Source organism: Humibacter ginsenosidimutans (assembly GCF_007859675.1).
GTDB lineage: Bacteria > Actinomycetota > Actinomycetes > Actinomycetales > Microbacteriaceae > Humibacter > Humibacter ginsenosidimutans.
Map to the genome: position 1 here is coordinate 450,999 of NZ_CP042305.1, position 16,890 is coordinate 467,888.

Here is a 16,890-nt window from a genome sequence, read left to right on the forward strand (position 1 = left end):
CCGGCTTCAGACCGGCTCCGACCACGATTCGTGCCAGCGCGGGTCGCTGGCACCGAGGCACGGATTGTGCGGATGGCGATGGAGTGGCAACGGTGCACTCCCTGAACCACTCGATTCTACAGGGAGCGACGCACCCCAGGGAGAATGCTCAGTCGTCGCTCGGGCCGTAGGCCTGTGCGATGTCTCGCGACGATCCCCATCTGGCGCCCGCCGGCTCGCCCGTCGGCCAGCCATCGGGGGAATCCTGCCAGGCCTCTCGCCTGCCGTACGGCAGCAGATCGATGAGCGGAAACGTGTACGCGAGCTGCTCTGTGCCACGGCCGTCGGTGTGCCACGTGCGGTAGACGTCGTCACCGTCGCGAAGGAAGACGTTGACGGCGTATCCCCCGCCTGCCGGAGCGCCGACATCCGCGCCGAACGGGCTGTTCGCCGTCGAATACCAGGTCATGCGGTTGCCGACCTTGCGCTTGTATGCGAGGGCTTCATCGATCGGACCCTGCGTCACGATGACGAAACGTGCGTCGTACGGCTTCAGGAACTCGAGGCGTGTGTACTGGGAGGTGAACCCGGTGCAGCCGGAGCACTGCCATTCTTCGCCAGCGAACCACATGTGGTTGTACACGATGAGCTGGGCGGCGCCCTCGAACACGTCGACCAGGCGCACCGGTCCGTTCTCACCGTCGAGCGTGTAGTCGGGCATGCGCACCATGGGGAGGCGCCGTCGTTGCGCGGCGATCGCATCCAGTTCTCTGGTGGCCGCCTTCTCACGCGCTCGCAGGGCGTCGAGCTCGTGCTGCCAGGCCTGCCGGTCGACCACGGGCGGTAGCGCTGTCATGTCGCTCTCCTTCGTTCGGTCTTCGGGCCACCGTAACAAGGAGGGACGACGGCCTCGGCTCAGCGATCGGCGAGAGAGCCGGCGATGCCGCCGACGTTGAAGAAGCGGTGCAGCACGCCGAACAGCACCAGAGGCGGCAGCACGATCACCAGGATGAGCCCCGGCGTGCGTGCGGATTGCAAGCCGATCGGAAGCGTGTAGAGCGCGTTCGACTTGATGAAGACGAGCGCGACGATGTAGTCGTTCCACGTGAGGAGAAAGCTGTAGATCGCGGCGGAGACGATGCCGGGCCACGACCCGGGGAGCACGATGCGCACGAAGCTGCCGAACACGCTGCAGCCGTCGAGCCAGGCCGACTCCTCGAGCCGAACGGGAACGCTGTCGATCGTGGCGGTGAGCATCCAGATCGCCACGGCCAGCGACAGGCCGATGTAGACGAGGGTGATGCCGCCGAGCGAGTCGACGAGACCGGCCCCGGCGAAGAGCACGAAGAGCGGGATGACGAGCACGACGACGGGCAGCGACTGCACGACGAACAGCACGAGCGAGTATCCGGCGACGAATCTGCCGCGAGCCCTGGAGAGCGCATAGGCCGCGGGCGCGCCCACGGCGATCGCGACGACTGTCGTGGCGATCGAGACGAGAAGACTGTTGCCCAGCCACTGCAACGCCGGAGTGAACCGGAAGGTCGCGACGAGTCCGGCGAGCGGGCCGCCAGGTCCGGCGGATCCGGGTGCGCCCGGCACGAAGGCCGCGGTCAGCGTCGGAAGCAGAGGGCTGACGACCAGCGCGGTGATCGCGATGAGGGCGAGCGTGCGAGCCGCCATGGCGATCACCGCACGCGCCCTCAGGGTCACGCCGCCGTCTGGGTCTCTGGCGCCGCCACGGATTCCTCGGCACGTGCCGCCGCGAGGTGCACGCCGGGCAGCATGCCCGGGTTGACGTCGAGCAGCACGCGCAGCGCGCCGACCCACACCATCGCCGCGAGCAGCAGATGGATCACGACGAGCGCGTCGGGCAGCGCGGTCAGGGCCTGGACGAGCCCGACGACCGCCTGCACCACGACGGCGGCCACGTACGTCACGGTGCGAAGCAGCGGTGTTCGGGCACGGGATCGCCACAGCACGACGGCGAGCACGATCGCGACGAGCAACGTGACAGTGCCGAGCACGCCGTGCACGATCGTGATGTCGATCCAGTCGAACGCCATGCGCGGCACATCGGCGGAGTCGCCGGAGTGCGGGCCCGAACCCGACACGAGCGTTCCGACCGCGATCAGCACGGCGGTGAGGGTGACGAGCACCCAGCTCAGCGCCTTGGCCGGAGCCGTGATCGCGCGCACGGCATCCGCCGACACCGGTTTCTCGTGCACGCGGTGCCACGTGAGCGTCGTGGTGGTGAGCAGGCCCATCGCCATGAGGAAGTGGAAGGCGACGACGTACGGGTTGAGGCCCGTCCACACGCTGATGCCGCCCGCGATGGCGTTCGCGACCACGAGCCAGAACTGCGACCACGCCAGCCTCGTGATGCTGCGCACTCGCGGCTTCTGCAACCGGGCCGCGATGATCGTCCACGCGACGGTGATGCTCAGCAGCACGGTCAGCATGCGGTTGGAGAACTCGATGACGGCGTGGATGCCCATGGCCGGCGTCGGTGCGAGCGAGGTCGTGTCGCACGTGGGCCACGTCGGGCAGCCGAGCCCCGATCCGGTCACGCGCACGATGCCGCCGCCCACCACGATGAGGATGCTCACCACGAGGGAGGCGGTCGCCGCCCACCGCAGGGAGCGGGGCGAGAGGGTGTAGCGGTCGGCGAGCCAGCCGAGCGGAGTCTGGATCGTCACGGTCAGAACGGCAGCAGCGGGTCGACGGCGATGGCCACGAACAGCAGCGAAAGATACGTGATCGAGCCGTGGAAGACGCGCATGGGCGAGGGGTTCTCGTGCCGGATGGCGAGGGAGTAGAGGCGGTGCGTCTCGTAGACGAACCACACGCCGGCAGCCAGGGCGGTGAGCGTGTAGACCAGGCCCATGTGCGCGACCGGGATGAGCAGCAGCGAGCAGGCGACGGTCGCCCACGCGTAGAGGATGACCTGCAGGCCGACGGCCGCACGGCCGCGGGTGACGCCCAGCATCGGCACGCCGACCGACTTGTAGTCGTCGCGGTAGCGCATCGACAGCGGCCAGTAGTGCGGGGGCGTCCACAGGAACACGACGCCGAACAGGATGAATGGCGTCCAGCTCAGGGATTCGGTGACCGCAGCCCATCCGATGAGCACGGGGAAGCATCCGGCGATACCACCCCAGATGATGTTCTGCTGCGTGCGGCGCTTGAGCCACAGCGTGTAGATGAGCACGTAGAAGAGGATCGCGGTGACCGACAGTGCCGCGGCGAGCCAGTTGGTCGTGAGGTAGAGCCACACCGTGGAGACCACGGCCAGTGTCCAGGAGAAGACGAGGGCCTCGCGCGGCGTCAGCTCGCCGGTGACGAGAGGACGCTTCTTGGTGCGCGCCATGATCTTGTCGATGTCACGGTCGATGTAGCAGTTGAAGGCCGCGGCAGACCCCGCGCTCATGGCGCCGCCGATGACCGTCGCGACGACGAGCCACAGATTCGGCACACCGCCGGCTGCGAGGAACATCACCGGAATGGTGGTGACGAGCAGCAACTCCATCACGCGCGGCTTCGTCAACGCGACGTAGGCGGCGAACTTGCGCCGGAATCCGATCCTGGCCGGTATCGGCCGGCTCTCAGCGGCTACGTCCATTACTCCTCTTCGCCTCGTGACACTCGACGACATTCGAGTCTATCGCTCGTTCGCGCCCTGGAAGACCGGGCGGGAGGACGGTCGCGAGCGTGCGATGCAGGCGGCCCGAAGCGGTTCCTCCCCCGTGGCATCCGCGGTCGCACGGTTTGTGGGGACGCCACAGCGGCGGCAGGCTTCCGCCCGCTGGATTCTGGCGATCTCCCTATACTTGTCAGTGCTCGCCTGTCGGTGCACACGTATGCCCGGCGCCCGTTGATCGGACGCCAGACTTCCCGTGTGCACGGGTGCCGAAGACGTCCGGGCGCGCACTACCACCACAGGTGCGGGGTCCTGATGCGGCCCCTCGTTCGCACCGACGAATACGAGAAGGGTCAGTCTCAAGTGGCAGCTCTGCAGTGGGATCCCATTGACAACAAGGCAGTCGACACCGCTCGCATCCTGGCGGCGGACGCCGTGGAGAAAGTGGGCAACGGGCATCCCGGCACGGCGATGAGCCTCGCCCCTGCCGCCTACCTCTTGTTCCAGCGCGTGATGCGTCGCGACCCGAAGGACCAGCACTGGCTCGGCCGTGACCGCTTCATCCTGTCGGCGGGCCACAGCTCGCTGACGCAGTACGTGCAGCTCTATCTGGGCGGCTACGGGCTCGAGCTCGACGACCTCAAGGCGCTGCGCACCTGGGGCTCGCTCACGCCGGGCCACCCCGAATACCGCCACACCGACGGCGTCGAGATCACGACAGGGCCGCTCGGCCAGGGATTGTCGTCGGCCGTCGGCTTCGCCTACGCCAGTCGCTACGAGCGCGGTCTGTTCGACCCGGAAGCCGACGCGGGCACCAGCCCCTTCGACCACTTCGTCTACGTGATCGCCAGCGACGGCGATCTTGAGGAGGGCATCACCTCCGAGGCGTCGTCGCTCGCCGGCCACCAGGAACTCGGCAACCTCGTCGTCATCTACGACAGCAACCAGATCTCCATCGAGGACGACACGAACATCGCCTTCACCGAAGACGTGAAGCAGCGCTACGAGGCGTACCACTGGCACGTGCAGGTCGTCGACTGGAAGAAGACCGGCCAGTACGTCGAAGACGTGCAGGAGCTGTTCGACGCCATCGAGACCGCCAAGGCGGTCTCCGACAAGCCGTCGCTGATCATCTTGAAGACCATCATCGGATGGCCGAGCCCGAAGAAGCAGAACACCGGCAAGATCCACGGTTCCGCGCTCGGCGCCGACGAGTTGCGCGCGGTCAAGGAGGTGCTCGGCTTCGACCCGGAGCAGACCTTCGAGGTCGCCGAGGAGGTCATCGAGCACACCCGCAAGGCCATCGAGCGCGGCGCCGACGAGCGCGCGCAGTGGCAGGTCGGGTTCGACGCGTGGGCCGCGGCGAACCCGGAGCGCAAGGCGCTGCTCGACCGGCTGCTGACCGGGGAGCTGCCCGACGGCGTCGAGTCCGCTCTTCCGGCCTTCGAGGCGGGCAAGGATGTCTCCACCCGCGCCGCGAGCGGCAAGGTGCTGAACGCGATCGCCCCCGTGGTTCCCGAGCTGTGGGGCGGATCGGCCGACCTCGCCGAGTCGAACAACACGACCATCGAGGGGGCGGCATCCTTCGTTCCGACCGAGCGCTCCACGCACGAGTGGTCGGGCAACCCGTACGGCCGTGTTCTGCACTTCGGCATTCGCGAGCACGCGATGGCCGCCATCCTCAACGGCATCGTGCTGCACGGACCGACCCGTCCCTTCGGCGGCACCTTCCTCATCTTCAGCGACTACCAGCGCCCGGCGCTGCGCCTTGCCGCACTGATGAACGTCCCGTCGATCTTCGTCTGGACGCACGACTCCGTCGCGCTCGGCGAGGACGGTCCGACGCACCAGCCGATCGAGCAGCTGACCACGCTGCGTCTCATCCCGAACTTCACCGTGGTGCGTCCCGGCGACGCGAACGAGGTGGCCTACGCGTGGCTCGAGCTCCTGAAGCGCCGCGGCGGCCCAGCGGGCATCGCGCTCACCAGGCAGAACATCCCGGTGTTCGAGCGCGGAGACGGCGAGGCGTCCGGCGACACCTTCGCGTCGGCCGCCAACGTGTCCAAGGGTGCGTACGTGCTCGCCGATGCAGCGAACGGCTCCCCCGACGTCATCATCATCGCCACCGGTTCCGAGGTGCAGCTCGCGGTGAACGCGCGCGAGGCGCTGAAGGCCGACGGCGTGAACGCTCGCGTCGTCTCGGCACCGAGCCTCGAGTGGTTCGAGGAGCAGAGCGCGGAGTACAAGGAGTCGGTGCTGCCGGCATCCGTCACCGCCCGTGTCTCGGTCGAGGCCGGTCGCGCCCTCGGCTGGCGCCCCTACATCGGCGACAAGGGCCGCAGCGTGTCGATCGAGCACTTCGGCGCCTCCGCCGACTACAAGACGTTGTTCGAGAAGTTCGGCATCACGACCGACGCGGTCATCGCCGCAGCCAAGGAGTCGATCGCCGCTCAGTAGCGAGCGATCGAGTGAAGACGAAGAGAAGAAGAGGCGAAAGAAACATGACCGAATCCAGCACCGCGAAACTCGCCGCCGAGGGCGTGAGCATCTGGCTCGACGACCTGTCGCGCGAGCTCGTCGGCTCCGGCAAGCTGCAGAACCTGATCGACACCCGCAACGTCGTCGGCGTCACCTCCAACCCGACGATCTTCGCCAACGCGCTGTCGAACGGCGAGGCGTACGACGAGCAGGTGCGCGCGCTCGCTGCGGCGGGCAAAGACGTGCATGAGGCCGTCTTCGAGATCACCACGACGGACGTGCGCAACGCTGCCGACGTGTTCGCCCCCGTATATGAGACGTCGGGCGGCACCGACGGCCGGGTCTCGATCGAGGTCGAGCCGGGTCTCGCGCACGACGCGGCCGGAACCATCGCTCAGGCCAAGCAGTTGTGGGCCAAGGTCGACAAGCCCAACGCCATGATCAAGATCCCCGCCACGGCAGAGGGACTCGAAGCCATCGCGGCCGCGACCGCGGTGGGCATCAGCGTCAACGTCACGCTGATCTTCGGGCTCGAGCGCTACCGGGAGGTGATCAACGCCTACCTGACCGGACTGGAACAGGCGAAGGCGGCGGGCATCGACCTGTCGGGCATCCGTTCGGTGGCCTCGTTCTTCGTCTCGCGCGTCGACACCGAGATCGACAAGCGGCTGACCGCGATCGGCACGCAGGAGGCGCTCGCGCTCAAGGGCAAGGCCGCTGTCGCCAACGCCCGCCTCGCCTACCAGGTCTTCGAGCAGGCGTTCGACTCCGAGCGGGCGAAGGTGCTGCTGGCCGCAGGCGCCAACAAGCAGCGACCGCTGTGGGCGTCGACCGGCGTCAAGGACCCGTCCTACCCCGACACGCTTTACGTGACCACTCTCGTCGCCCCCGACGAGGTGAACACGATGCCGGAGAAGACGCTCGAGGCGACGTTCGACCACGGCGAGGTCACCGGCAACACCATCGAGGGCACCTACGATGAGTCGAACGCCGTGCTCGACGCCATCGCGGCGCAGGGCATCTCGTACGACGAGGTGACGCAGCTGCTCGAAGACGAGGGCGTGGAGAAGTTCATCGTCTCGTGGGGCGAACTGCTCGACACGGTGTCCCAGGCGCTCTCGCAGGCGTCCGCGGCGGAGACCGCGCGGTGAGCTTCAAGATCCATGTCTCCGGCGCGGCGGAGGCGGCGGTCGGGCGGCACGTCCCCGTGCTCGTGAAAGACCTCGTCGCCTCCGGCATCACCGCGCAGGATCCCGCGCTGTGGGGGGCGGATGCCGAGGCGGAGGCATCCATTCGGCTCGGCTGGACCGAGGCTGTCGCCCTCTCGCGGCCGCTCGTCCCGCAGATCGTCGAGCTGCGTGAGAAGCACCTCGCGGCCGGCCTCGACCACATCGTTCTCAGCGGGATGGGCGGCTCGTCGCTCGCCCCTGAGGTCATCACGAGAACCGGCAACCTCGAGCTGACCATCCTCGACACGACCGACCCCGGCCAGGTGCTCGCCGCCGTGAACGACAGGCTCGCGTCGAGCGTGCTGGTCGTCTCGTCGAAGTCCGGCTCCACCGTCGAGACGGACAGCCACCGGCGCACGTACGAAAAGGCGTTCCGCGACGCAGGCATCGACCCGGCGGAGCGCATCGTCGTCGTCACCGATCCGGGATCGCCGCTGGATGCCTCGGCGCGCGAGGCCGGCTACACCGTCTTCAACGCAGATCCCAACGTGGGCGGCCGATATTCGGCTCTCACGGCCTTCGGCCTGGTGCCCGCCGGTCTCGCCGGCTTCGACATCGAAGAGCTGCTCGAAGAGGCGGAGACCATCTCGCTGGAGCTGGCGATCGACGACGAGACCAACCCGGGGCTGATCCTCGGTGCTGCGATCGCCGGCACCGATCCGCTGCGCGACAAGCTCGGCATCATCGCCGACGGCACGCACATCGTGGGATTCGCGGACTGGGCGGAACAGCTCATCGCCGAGTCGACGGGCAAGCAGGGCAAGGGCCTGCTGCCCGTCGTGCTCGACGTGGTCTCCCCGGAGCTCGACGAGAGCCTGCCCGACCTGCAGATCGTGCGACTCGTCGACAATGCGACAGCTCACCACCTGCTGCCTGCCGACCGGCACGAGGGCGAGATCCTCGTCTCCGGCACGCTCGGCGCGATGTTCCTCGTCTGGGAGTACGCGGTCGCGGTGGCCGGACGTCTGCTCGGGATCGATCCGTTCGATCAGCCCGACGTGGAGTCCGCGAAGGCCGCGACGCGTGGACTGCTCGACGCCCGACCCGAACCCGTCGCTCCGGCCTTCACCGACGCCGGCATCGAGGTGCGCGGCGACTCGGGACTGCTCGTCGACGTCTCAACCGTCGACGATGCCCTCGGCGCGCTGCTGGCGCAGCTGCCCGCCGATGGGTACGTCGCCGTTCAGGCGTACGCCGACCGCGTCGAGCTGCCGCAGCTCGCCGGCATCCGCGATCTGCTCGCCGCTCGCGCGAAGCGTCCCGTCACGTTCGGCTGGGGTCCCCGGTTCTTGCATTCGACGGGACAGTTCCACAAGGGCGGACCCGCTGTCGGCGTGTTCCTGCAGATTCTCACGCAGGAGCCTGCGGACCTGCAGGTTCCCGACCGTCCGTCCACTTTCGGCCAGCTCATCAGCGCTCAGGCCGCAGGGGGACGCCGCGGTGCTCGCCGAGCACGGCCGTCCCGTTCTCACGCTCACGCTGACCGAACCGTACGCGAACATCGAGACGCTGTTCGGCGACGTCGACGACTGACCTGACACGAGGAGACACATGTCACCGGTGGAGATCACCGCGGAACACAATCCGCTGCGAGTGCCGGAAGACCGCCGGCTCAATCGCATCGCCGGGCCGAGCAGCCTCATCATCTTCGGCGTGACGGGCGACCTGTCGCGCAAGAAGCTGATGCCGGCCGTCTACGACCTGGCCAACCGGGGGCTTCTGCCTCCCGGATTCGCGCTCGTCGGGTTCGCCCGCCGCGACTGGGAGGACGAGGACTTCGAGAAGGTCGTCTACGACGCCGTCAAGGAGCACGCCCGCACGGAGTTCAGAGACGAGGTGTGGCGGCAGCTCGCCCAGGGCATCCGTTTCGTCTCGGGCGAGTTCGACGACGACGAGGCGTTCGAACGGCTCAAGAAGACCGTCGACGAGCTCGACCGCGATCGCGGAACGATGGGCAACCACGCCTTCTACCTGTCGATTCCGCCGAAGGCGTTCCCGTTGGTCACCGAGCAGCTGCGTCGTTCGGGACTGGCCGAACAGGCGAAGGGCTGGCGCCGGGTCGTCATCGAGAAGCCGTTCGGCAGCGACCTGCAGACCGCCCGCGAGCTCAACAAGGTGGTCGAGTCGGTGTTCCCGGCGGACTCGGTGTTCCGCATCGACCACTACCTCGGCAAGGAGACGGTGCAGAACATCCTTGCGCTGCGCTTCGCCAATGAGCTGTACGAGCCGATCTGGAACGCGAACTACGTCGACCACGTGCAGATCACGATGGCCGAGGACATCGGCGTCGGGGGCCGTGCCGGGTACTACGACGGCATCGGCGCCGCGCGCGACGTCATCCAGAACCATCTGCTCCAGCTCCTCGCCCTCACCGCCATGGAAGAGCCGGTCTCGTTCGACGCCGCCGACCTGCGTGCCGAGAAGGAGAAGGTGCTCAAGGCTGTGCGGCTGCCGAAGGACCTCGCGACCGCGACGGCCCGCGGGCAGTACTCCAGCGGATGGCAGGGCGGCGAGAAGGTCGTCGGCTTCCTCGAGGAAGACGGCATGAACCCGCAGTCCACCACCGAGACGTACGCCGCCATCAAGCTCGACATCGGCACCCGCAGGTGGGCGGGCGTTCCGTTCTACCTGCGTGCCGGCAAGCGCCTCGGCCGCCGCGTCACGGAGATCGCCGTGGTGTTCAAGCGCGCGCCCCAGCAGCTCTTCGCGGAGAGCCAGACCTCGGCGCTCGGTCAGAACGCCCTGGTCATCAGGGTGCAGCCCGACGAGGGCGTCACGATCCGGTTCGGGTCGAAGGTGCCGGGCGCGGGCATGCAGGTGCGCGACGTGAGCATGGACTTCGGATACGGCCACGCCTTCACCGAGGCCAGCCCCGAAGCGTACGAGCGGCTCATCCTCGATGTGCTGCTGGGCGACCCTCCGCTGTTCCCGCGCCATGAGGAGGTGGAGCTCTCGTGGAAGATCCTCGACCCGATCGAGAAGTTCTGGGCATCGCACGGCGCACCCGAGCAGTACCGACCCGGAACGTGGGGCCCGGCATCCGCCGACGAGCTTCTTGCTCGCGACGGCCGCACCTGGCGACGGCCATGAACAGGAGAACACAGTGATCGTCGATCTGCCCGACACGACTACGAGCCAGGTCTCGAAGACCCTGATCAAGATCCGCGAGGAGGGCGGCGCCGTGGCCCTCGGCCGCGTGCTGACGCTGATCATCGCCACGCGGCTCGGTCAAGAAGAAGAGGTCATCGAGGCGGCGAACGAGGCCTCGCGCGAGCACCCGATGCGCGTCATCGTGGTCTCGACGGCCGCACCCGACCACCCGCACGCGGATGCCGGCAGCCGGCTCGACGCACAGATCAGGGTGGGCGGCGATGCCGGCGCGAGCGAGGTCATCGTGCTGCGCGCCTACGGCGAGACCGCCAGCGACGAGGAGGGTCTCGTCACGGCGCTGCTGCTGCCCGACGCGCCCGTCGTCGTCTGGTGGCCTGGGTCAGCGCCCGACGTCGTGTCCACCTCTGCGCTCGGCCGCATCGCCACCTGCCGCATCACCGACTCGTCGTCATCCGGCGACCCGCACGAGGCCCTTCTGCACCTCGCCGAGACATACGCGCCGGGCGACACCGACTTCGCGTGGACGAGGCTCACGCTGTGGCGGGCGCAGCTCGCCGCCGTGCTCGATCAGCCGCCATACGAGCCGATCGAGTCGGTCGAGGTGTCGGGTGCTCCCGATTCCCCGTCGACGGTGCTGCTCGCCGCCTGGCTGCGACTTCAGCTGGATGCCCCAGTGCAGCACGACCTGACGGCCCGCCAGCGCGGACTCAGCGGCATCCACGGGGTGCAGTTGAAGCGCGCCTCGGGCACCGTCGAGCTCGTTCGCGACATGCCCGACGTGGCGACGCTGTCCGAGCCGGGCCAGCCGACGCACGACCTGGCACTCCCCCGCCGCAATCTGCGTGATTGTCTGGCGGAGGAGCTCCGCAGGCTCGACCCCGACGAGCTGTACGGCCGTGTGCTGACGCAGGGCCTGCCGCTCCTGGAAGCGGAGGAACGGGGAGCGGCAGCACGATGAGCAACGAACGCCGCGTGCTGGTCTACCCGGACAAGAACGCCCTCGTGGAGTCCGTCTCTGCACGGTTCCTGTCCAAGACCGCCGACGTCATCCGGGACAGGGGCGTCGCGCACGTCTGCCTCACCGGAGGCACCGTCGGGATCGCCGTGCTCGCCGCGGTGTCGACGTCGCCGGCGCGCGACGCCCTCGACTGGTCGAAGGTGCACTTCTGGTGGGGCGACGAGCGCTGGGTCGCCGGCGCGTCGGACGACCGCAACGAGAAGCAGGCCAGGGAGGCGCTCCTCGATGGGCTGGATGTTCCGGCCGGCAACGTGCACGCCTTCCCTTCCACAGATGGCGGCCTCTCGCTCGACGAAGCGGCCGACGCTTATGCGTCGGAGCTCGCCTCGTTCGGCGGAGACGAGCTCGCGGCGCCCCGGTTCGACATCACCTTTCTGGGCGTCGGACCCGACGGGCACATCGCGTCGCTGTTCCCCGACCGCGAGGGGATCAGGGAGACGGAGCGCACCGTGATCGCGGTGCGCAACTCCCCCAAGCCGCCGCCGGAGCGCCTCAGTCTGACCAGGCCGGTGCTCAACGCGTCTGCACGCATCTGGCTCGTGCTCTCCGGCTCCGACAAGGCATCGGCGCTCGGTCTCGCCCTGGCGGGCGCCAGCTACACCGAGGTGCCCGCCGCGGGCGCGAAGGGTCGCAAGCGCACCGTGTTCTTCGTCGACAGGGATGCCTCGGCAGAGGTTCCCGAGAGGCTGATCGCTCAGGACTATTGACACGCTCGATCGTCACCGGACGACGTTCGACGGACGACGAGAAAGGCGGCTGACAACCCTGCACGGGTCGTCAGCCGCCTTTCTCGTCTGTCAGAGGCCGGCCGTCGTCACTTGACGGGAGTCAGCCGGCCGCGTCGGGCGCGAAGTTGCTGCAGGGCATCCTCGAGCAACTGCTCGGCCTCTTCGTCGGTACGACGCTCCTTCACGTAGGCGAGGTGCGTCTTGTAGGGCTCGAGCTTCGCCACGGCGGGCGGATTCTCCTTGTCGCGCCCGGCGGGAAGACCCGAGGTCGGGCAGTCGATGGTGTCGGGGATCTCTTCTGCCGGCACGTTCGCCGCGAAGTAGCGCACGGTCTCGTTGCCGAGGGCGTCCCAGTAGTGCACTGCGACGCGTTCGGCGTGGTAGCCGTGGTCCTGCTCCCCCATCGGTCCGGATCCGACTCGTGATCCTCGGATCGCGCTGCCGCCTGATGCCATGAAAAACTCCTTGATCGCGGGGCGTAGCGGACTGCGGGGGCGCCGCTACGCGCTGAACTTCGTGATGAGTCCAAGCACCACGATGCAGGCGATCCAGACCAGACCGAGAACGACCGTGATGCGGTTGAGGTTGCGCTCAGCCACACCGGAGGCTCCGAGGTTGGACGTCATGCCGCCGCCGAACATGTCGGACAGGCCGCCGCCGCGACCCTTGTGCAGCAGGATGAGGAGGGTCAGCAGGAGGCTCGTGATGCCGAGCAACACCTGGAGAACGACCGTGAGAATCTGCACGAGGGGGAAGCCTTTCGGGTTTGCGGTCCGGTCCGGCGAACGCGTCGCGAGGACCGAGGACCATTATATCGGCAACGGCTATTCGCGGAATGCGGCACGGTGCTCGGTCGGGCTGACGCCGATCCGTGCCCGGAAATGCTGCCTGAGCGACGCGCTGCTGCCGAACCCCGCTCGTTCCGCGACGCGCTCGACGGAGATGGCCTCGGTCTCCAACAACAGGCGCGCCAGGTCGATCCTCTGGTCGAGCAGCCACTGCTGGGGGCTCGCGCCGGTTCTCGCACGGAACCGCCGGGTGAAGGTGCGACGGGCGATCGGAACGGATGCGGCCCACTCGTCGAGACCGAACGTGTCGGCGAGCCGTGAGCGCGCCCAGACCATCGCGAGCTCGATGGGATCGTGATCCGTCGCGTCAGCCACCGGGTGCGGGATGAACTGTGCCTGCGAGCCGCTGCGGTGCGGCGCCAGCACGAGAGTTCTGGCGAGCTCGTCCACAGCGCCGCTGCCGTGTTCTCGGCGGGCGATGTGCAGGCAGCAGTCGAGCGCGGCCGCGACTCCGGCAGAGGTCACGACGTCTCCGTGATCGATCCAGAGAACATCACTGCGCACCTGGACGGCCGGATATCGGTCGGCGAGATCCTTCGCCGCCGACCAGTGGGTCACGAGCTCGCGCTCGTCGACGAGTCCGCTCGCTGCAAGCACGTAGGCGCCGAGACAGAGACCGACGATGAGAGCACCCCTGCCGTGGGAGGAACGGAGCGCGTCGAGCAGTCGATCAGTCGGCTCCAAGTCGCGCTGCCAGCTCGGAATGACGACGATGTCTGCGGAGGCGAAGGCCTCGAGGCCGACGGCGACGGCGATGTCGAAGCCGGCCGCCGTGCCCAACGTGCCCGGGCTCTCCGCACACACCACGACGTCATACAGCGGTGCAGCACTCGCCAGTCCCGCAGCACCGAACACCAGTGGCGGCACGGAGAGGTGGAACGGACTCATGTTCTCGAACGCTAAGACGGCGACCGTGCGATGAGGGTGCGACGTCGTGTCGATCATGGCCCGATCTTATCGAACATATGCCCATGGGCCACTGGCGTCAGGCATCGTAGTTCGCGAGCCTTGTCTCATGACCATCGCTTCGACATCATCTGTCTCCAGCACGATCCGCGCCCGGCTGATCGGCGGGCCCACTCTGCAGTTCGGTTACGCGGGCTTGAACATCGTCATCGACCCGACTTTCGACGCACCCGGCGAATACGAAGGCGGGATCACCCTGCGCAAGCTCGTCGGACCGGCGGTTCCCGCCGCGGACCTCGGGACCATCGATCTTGTGCTGCTGTCGCACGACCAGCACGCTGACAACCTCGACACGAGCGGCCGAGAGCTTCTCGCCGGCGCGACGACAGTGCTCTCCACGCCGGATGCCGCTTCCCGCATTCCGGGGGTGACGGGTCTCGTGCCCTGGCAGACGACGCTGGTCGGTGCAGCGGAAGTCGAGGCGGTTCCCGCTCTGCACGGGCCGAACGGAGCGGAAGAGATCTCCGGCCCGGTGACCGGCTTCGTCCTTCGCGCGCCGGGCGCGCCGGTGGTGTACGTCTCAGGCGACAACGCGTCGACGGACATCGTGGCCGAGATCGTCGAGCGCACCGGGCCGATCGATATCGCCGTGTTGTTCGCGGGCGCGGCCAACGTCGGACGGTTCGGCGATGTCGACGTCACCCTGAACGCGCGCACCGCCGTGATCGCCGCACAACTGCTGGGCGCTGCTCGTGTCGTGGCGGTGCACGCCGAAGGGTGGGATCACTTCAGCGAGACCCCGGAGAGGCTCGCGCGCATGTTCGACCGCGCGGGTCTTGCGGATCGGCTGACGATTCCCACGCGTGGCAAGTGGTTCGAGGTCGCCTGAGTGCTCGTTCTCCTCAGCGCTTGAACGACGACATCGCCCTCGAGCGCTGAGGAGACCGGGCGCCTCAGACGCCGACGTGCTTCTGGTAACGCGCGATCGCCGAGAACCCCTCGACGTCGAGGCTCGCGCCGCCGACGAGTGCGCCGTCGATGTTCGGCTGGCGCATGAAGCCGGCGATGTTGTCCGCCTTGACGGAACCGCCGTAGAGGATGCGCGTGGCCGCGGCAGCCTCCTCGCCGAGCTGTTCGGAGATGGTCGAGCGCAGTGCCGCGCAGACCTGCTCCGCCTGCTCGGGCGTGGCGGCCTGCCCCGACCCGATCGCCCACACGGGCTCGTAGGCGACCACGAAGTCGCTGCCCTTCGGGATCGAGTCGAGCACGGCCGCGAGCTGGGCGACGGGAACGGCGCTGGCGCCGTGCTTCTCCAGGTCGTCCGCAGTCTCGCCGACGCAGATGAGCGGGACGACGCCGGAGGCGATGGCCGCCTTCGTCTTCGCAGCCACGTTCTCATCGCTCTCGCCGTGCAGGGTGCGACGCTCCGAGTGACCGATGATCACGTAGGAGCAGTCGAGCTTGGCCAGGAACGGCGCGGCGATCTCACCGGTGAAGGCGCCGGAGGCGTGCTCCGAGACGTCCTGCGCTCCGTAGACGATCGGCAGCTTGTCGGCCGAGACGAGGGTCTGCACGCTGCGCAGGTCGGTGAAGGGCGGGAAGACCGCGACCTCGACGGCGTTGAAGTCGTGGCGGGCATCCTTGAGACTCCACGCCAGCTTCTGCACGAAGGCGATCGACTGGAGATGATCGAGGTTCATCTTCCAGTTGCCCGCGATCAGCGGAACACGGTTCACGCCTGCCATCCGAGTACCTCCAGTCCTGGCAGCGACTTGCCCTCGAGGAACTCGAGGCTCGCTCCCCCTCCGGTCGAGATGTGACCGAATTGATCGTCGTCGAAGCCGAGTGCGCGCACCGCAGCGGCGGAGTCTCCTCCGCCGACGACACTCAGGCCGCGCGTCTCGGTGAGCGCCTGCGCGACGGCACGGGTGCCGGCCGCGAACGGCGCGAGCTCGAAAACGCCCATCGGGCCGTTCCAGAACACCGTGACGGACTCGCGGATGATCTCGGCGAACTTCGCCGCCGTCTCCGGTCCGATGTCGAGACCCAGACCGGAGGCGCCCCACGGGGAGTCCTCGATGCTGGAGGCCGAACGCACCTCGTGCTCGGCGTCGGCACCGAAGGCGGATGCCACGACCACGTCGGTCGGCAGGATCAGCTCGACGCCCAGCTCCTCGGCCTTGGCGAGGTAGCCGCGCACCGTCTCGATCTGGTCCTGCTCGAGCAGGCTGGAGCCCACCTTGTGACCCTGCGCGGCGAGGAAGGTGAACAGCATTCCACCGCCGATGAGCAGGGTGTTCACGCGCGGCAGCAGGTGACCGATCACACCCAGCTTGTCGGAGACCTTCGACCCGCCGAGCACGACCGTGTACGGACGCTCGGGGTTCGTGGTGAGTCGCTCGAGCACCTCGAGCTCTGTCGCGATCAGCAAGCCCGCCGCACTGGGCAGCGCCTTCGCCAGCTCGTAGACGCTCGCCTGCTTGCGGTGCACGACACCGAAGCCGTCGGAGACGAACGCGTCGCCGAATGCCGCGAGCTTCGCGGCGAACGCGGTGCGCTCCTCCTCCGACTTGCTCGTCTCCTCCGGGTTGAAGCGGAGGTTCTCGAGTACGGCGACGTCGCCGTCGGCGAGGGAGGCGACGACATCCTTCGCCGAGTCGCCCACCGTGTCGGTGGCGAAGGCGACGGGCTTGCCGAGCAGCTCGCCGAGCCGGGTCGCGACGGGTCGGAGGCTGTACTTCGGGTCGGGAGTGCCGTCGGGCCGGCCGAGGTGCGACACGACGATGATGCGGGCGCCCTGCGCGATGAGGGCGTTCAACGTGGGCAGCGACGCGCGGACACGGCCGTCGTCGGTGATCTGCCCGTCTTTCAACGGGACATTGAGATCACAACGGACGACGACCGTGCGGCCGGCGAGCGAACCCAGTGATTCCAGAGTGCGAAGAGTCACCCG

The 16,890-nt window shown here is 68.1% G+C and carries 15 protein-coding genes and 1 pseudogene; 7 read left to right on the forward strand and 9 right to left on the reverse strand.

The window, feature by feature from the left end; translation table 11 throughout:
• Positions 1-148: 148 nt before the first annotated feature.
• The 4 genes from FPZ11_RS02225 to FPZ11_RS02240 are packed head-to-tail and all read right to left on the reverse strand — an operon-like array spanning position 149 to position 3,601.
• Positions 149-835, reverse strand: coding sequence for a DUF899 domain-containing protein (locus tag FPZ11_RS02225; protein WP_146318012.1), 687 nt, complete (start codon positions 833-835; stop codon positions 149-151).
• 59 nt (positions 836-894) lie between these two features.
• Positions 895-1,662, reverse strand: coding sequence for a carbohydrate ABC transporter permease (locus FPZ11_RS02230; protein ID WP_146318014.1), 768 nt, complete (start codon positions 1,660-1,662; stop codon positions 895-897).
• 26 nt (positions 1,663-1,688) lie between these two features.
• Positions 1,689-2,678, reverse strand: a complete 990-nt coding sequence (locus tag FPZ11_RS02235) for a COX15/CtaA family protein (protein WP_246846484.1) — start codon at positions 2,676-2,678, stop codon at positions 1,689-1,691.
• 2 nt (positions 2,679-2,680) lie between these two features.
• Complete coding sequence (locus FPZ11_RS02240; RefSeq protein ID WP_146318016.1) at positions 2,681-3,601, reverse strand: heme o synthase; 921 nt, start codon at positions 3,599-3,601, stop codon at positions 2,681-2,683.
• A gap of 381 nt (positions 3,602-3,982) precedes the next feature.
• Here FPZ11_RS02240 and tkt point away from each other — a divergent pair, with 381 nt between their 5' ends.
• The 6 genes and pseudogenes from tkt to pgl all read left to right on the forward strand — a co-directional run bounded on the left by tkt (position 3,983) and on the right by pgl (position 12,162).
• Complete coding sequence (tkt, locus tag FPZ11_RS02245) at positions 3,983-6,076, forward strand: transketolase (RefSeq protein ID WP_146318018.1); 2,094 nt, start codon at positions 3,983-3,985, stop codon at positions 6,074-6,076.
• Between the two features lie 44 nt (positions 6,077-6,120).
• The gene (tal, locus tag FPZ11_RS02250) at positions 6,121-7,248 is read left to right on the forward strand and encodes a transaldolase (protein ID WP_146318020.1); all 1,128 of its coding nucleotides are present in this window, start codon (positions 6,121-6,123) and stop codon (positions 7,246-7,248) included.
• Positions 7,245-8,859 (forward strand): annotated as a pseudogene (locus FPZ11_RS02255) (phosphoglucose isomerase-related protein). The gene tal and the pseudogene FPZ11_RS02255 overlap by 4 nt, the downstream one beginning before the upstream one ends.
• An 18-nt stretch (positions 8,860-8,877) precedes the next feature.
• Positions 8,878-10,416: a glucose-6-phosphate dehydrogenase gene (gene zwf / locus FPZ11_RS02260; protein ID WP_146318022.1), complete on the forward strand. Its 1,539-nt coding sequence runs from the start codon at positions 8,878-8,880 to the stop codon at positions 10,414-10,416.
• A gap of 13 nt (positions 10,417-10,429) precedes the next feature.
• The gene (locus tag FPZ11_RS02265; protein ID WP_146318023.1) at positions 10,430-11,395 is read left to right on the forward strand and encodes a glucose-6-phosphate dehydrogenase assembly protein OpcA; all 966 of its coding nucleotides are present in this window, start codon (positions 10,430-10,432) and stop codon (positions 11,393-11,395) included.
• Complete coding sequence (pgl, locus tag FPZ11_RS02270; RefSeq protein WP_146318025.1) at positions 11,392-12,162, forward strand: 6-phosphogluconolactonase; 771 nt, start codon at positions 11,392-11,394, stop codon at positions 12,160-12,162. The genes FPZ11_RS02265 and pgl overlap by 4 nt, the downstream gene beginning before the upstream one ends.
• A 107-nt stretch (positions 12,163-12,269) precedes the next feature.
• Here the strand turns inward: pgl and FPZ11_RS02275 are convergent, their stop codons facing one another.
• From FPZ11_RS02275 to FPZ11_RS02285, 3 genes are all read right to left on the reverse strand, one after another.
• Positions 12,270-12,638 carry an RNA polymerase-binding protein RbpA gene (locus FPZ11_RS02275; protein WP_146318027.1) on the reverse strand — a complete coding sequence of 123 codons (369 nt, stop codon included), beginning with the start codon at positions 12,636-12,638 and terminating at the stop codon, positions 12,270-12,272.
• Positions 12,639-12,683: 45 nt separating this feature from the next.
• Positions 12,684-12,929, reverse strand: coding sequence for a preprotein translocase subunit SecG (gene secG, locus FPZ11_RS02280; protein ID WP_146318029.1), 246 nt, complete (start codon positions 12,927-12,929; stop codon positions 12,684-12,686).
• Positions 12,930-13,007: 78 nt separating this feature from the next.
• The gene (locus FPZ11_RS02285; RefSeq protein ID WP_146318031.1) at positions 13,008-13,976 is read right to left on the reverse strand and encodes a GlxA family transcriptional regulator; all 969 of its coding nucleotides are present in this window, start codon (positions 13,974-13,976) and stop codon (positions 13,008-13,010) included.
• On the opposite strand from FPZ11_RS02285, the gene FPZ11_RS02290 reads away from it, so the two are divergent.
• Complete coding sequence (locus tag FPZ11_RS02290; protein ID WP_246846628.1) at positions 13,975-14,826, forward strand: MBL fold metallo-hydrolase; 852 nt, start codon at positions 13,975-13,977, stop codon at positions 14,824-14,826. The two genes, FPZ11_RS02285 and FPZ11_RS02290, sit on opposite strands and share 2 nt — an antisense overlap.
• Before the next feature lie 64 nt (positions 14,827-14,890).
• Here the strand turns inward: FPZ11_RS02290 and tpiA are convergent, their stop codons facing one another.
• The gene (tpiA, locus tag FPZ11_RS02295; RefSeq protein ID WP_146318033.1) at positions 14,891-15,682 is read right to left on the reverse strand and encodes a triose-phosphate isomerase; all 792 of its coding nucleotides are present in this window, start codon (positions 15,680-15,682) and stop codon (positions 14,891-14,893) included.
• Entirely contained in the window at positions 15,670-16,887 is a 1,218-nt protein-coding gene (locus tag FPZ11_RS02300; RefSeq protein ID WP_146318035.1) for a phosphoglycerate kinase, read from the reverse strand. Before FPZ11_RS02300 ends, tpiA begins: the two co-directional genes overlap by 13 nt.
• Between the last annotated feature and the right edge of the window lie 3 nt (positions 16,888-16,890).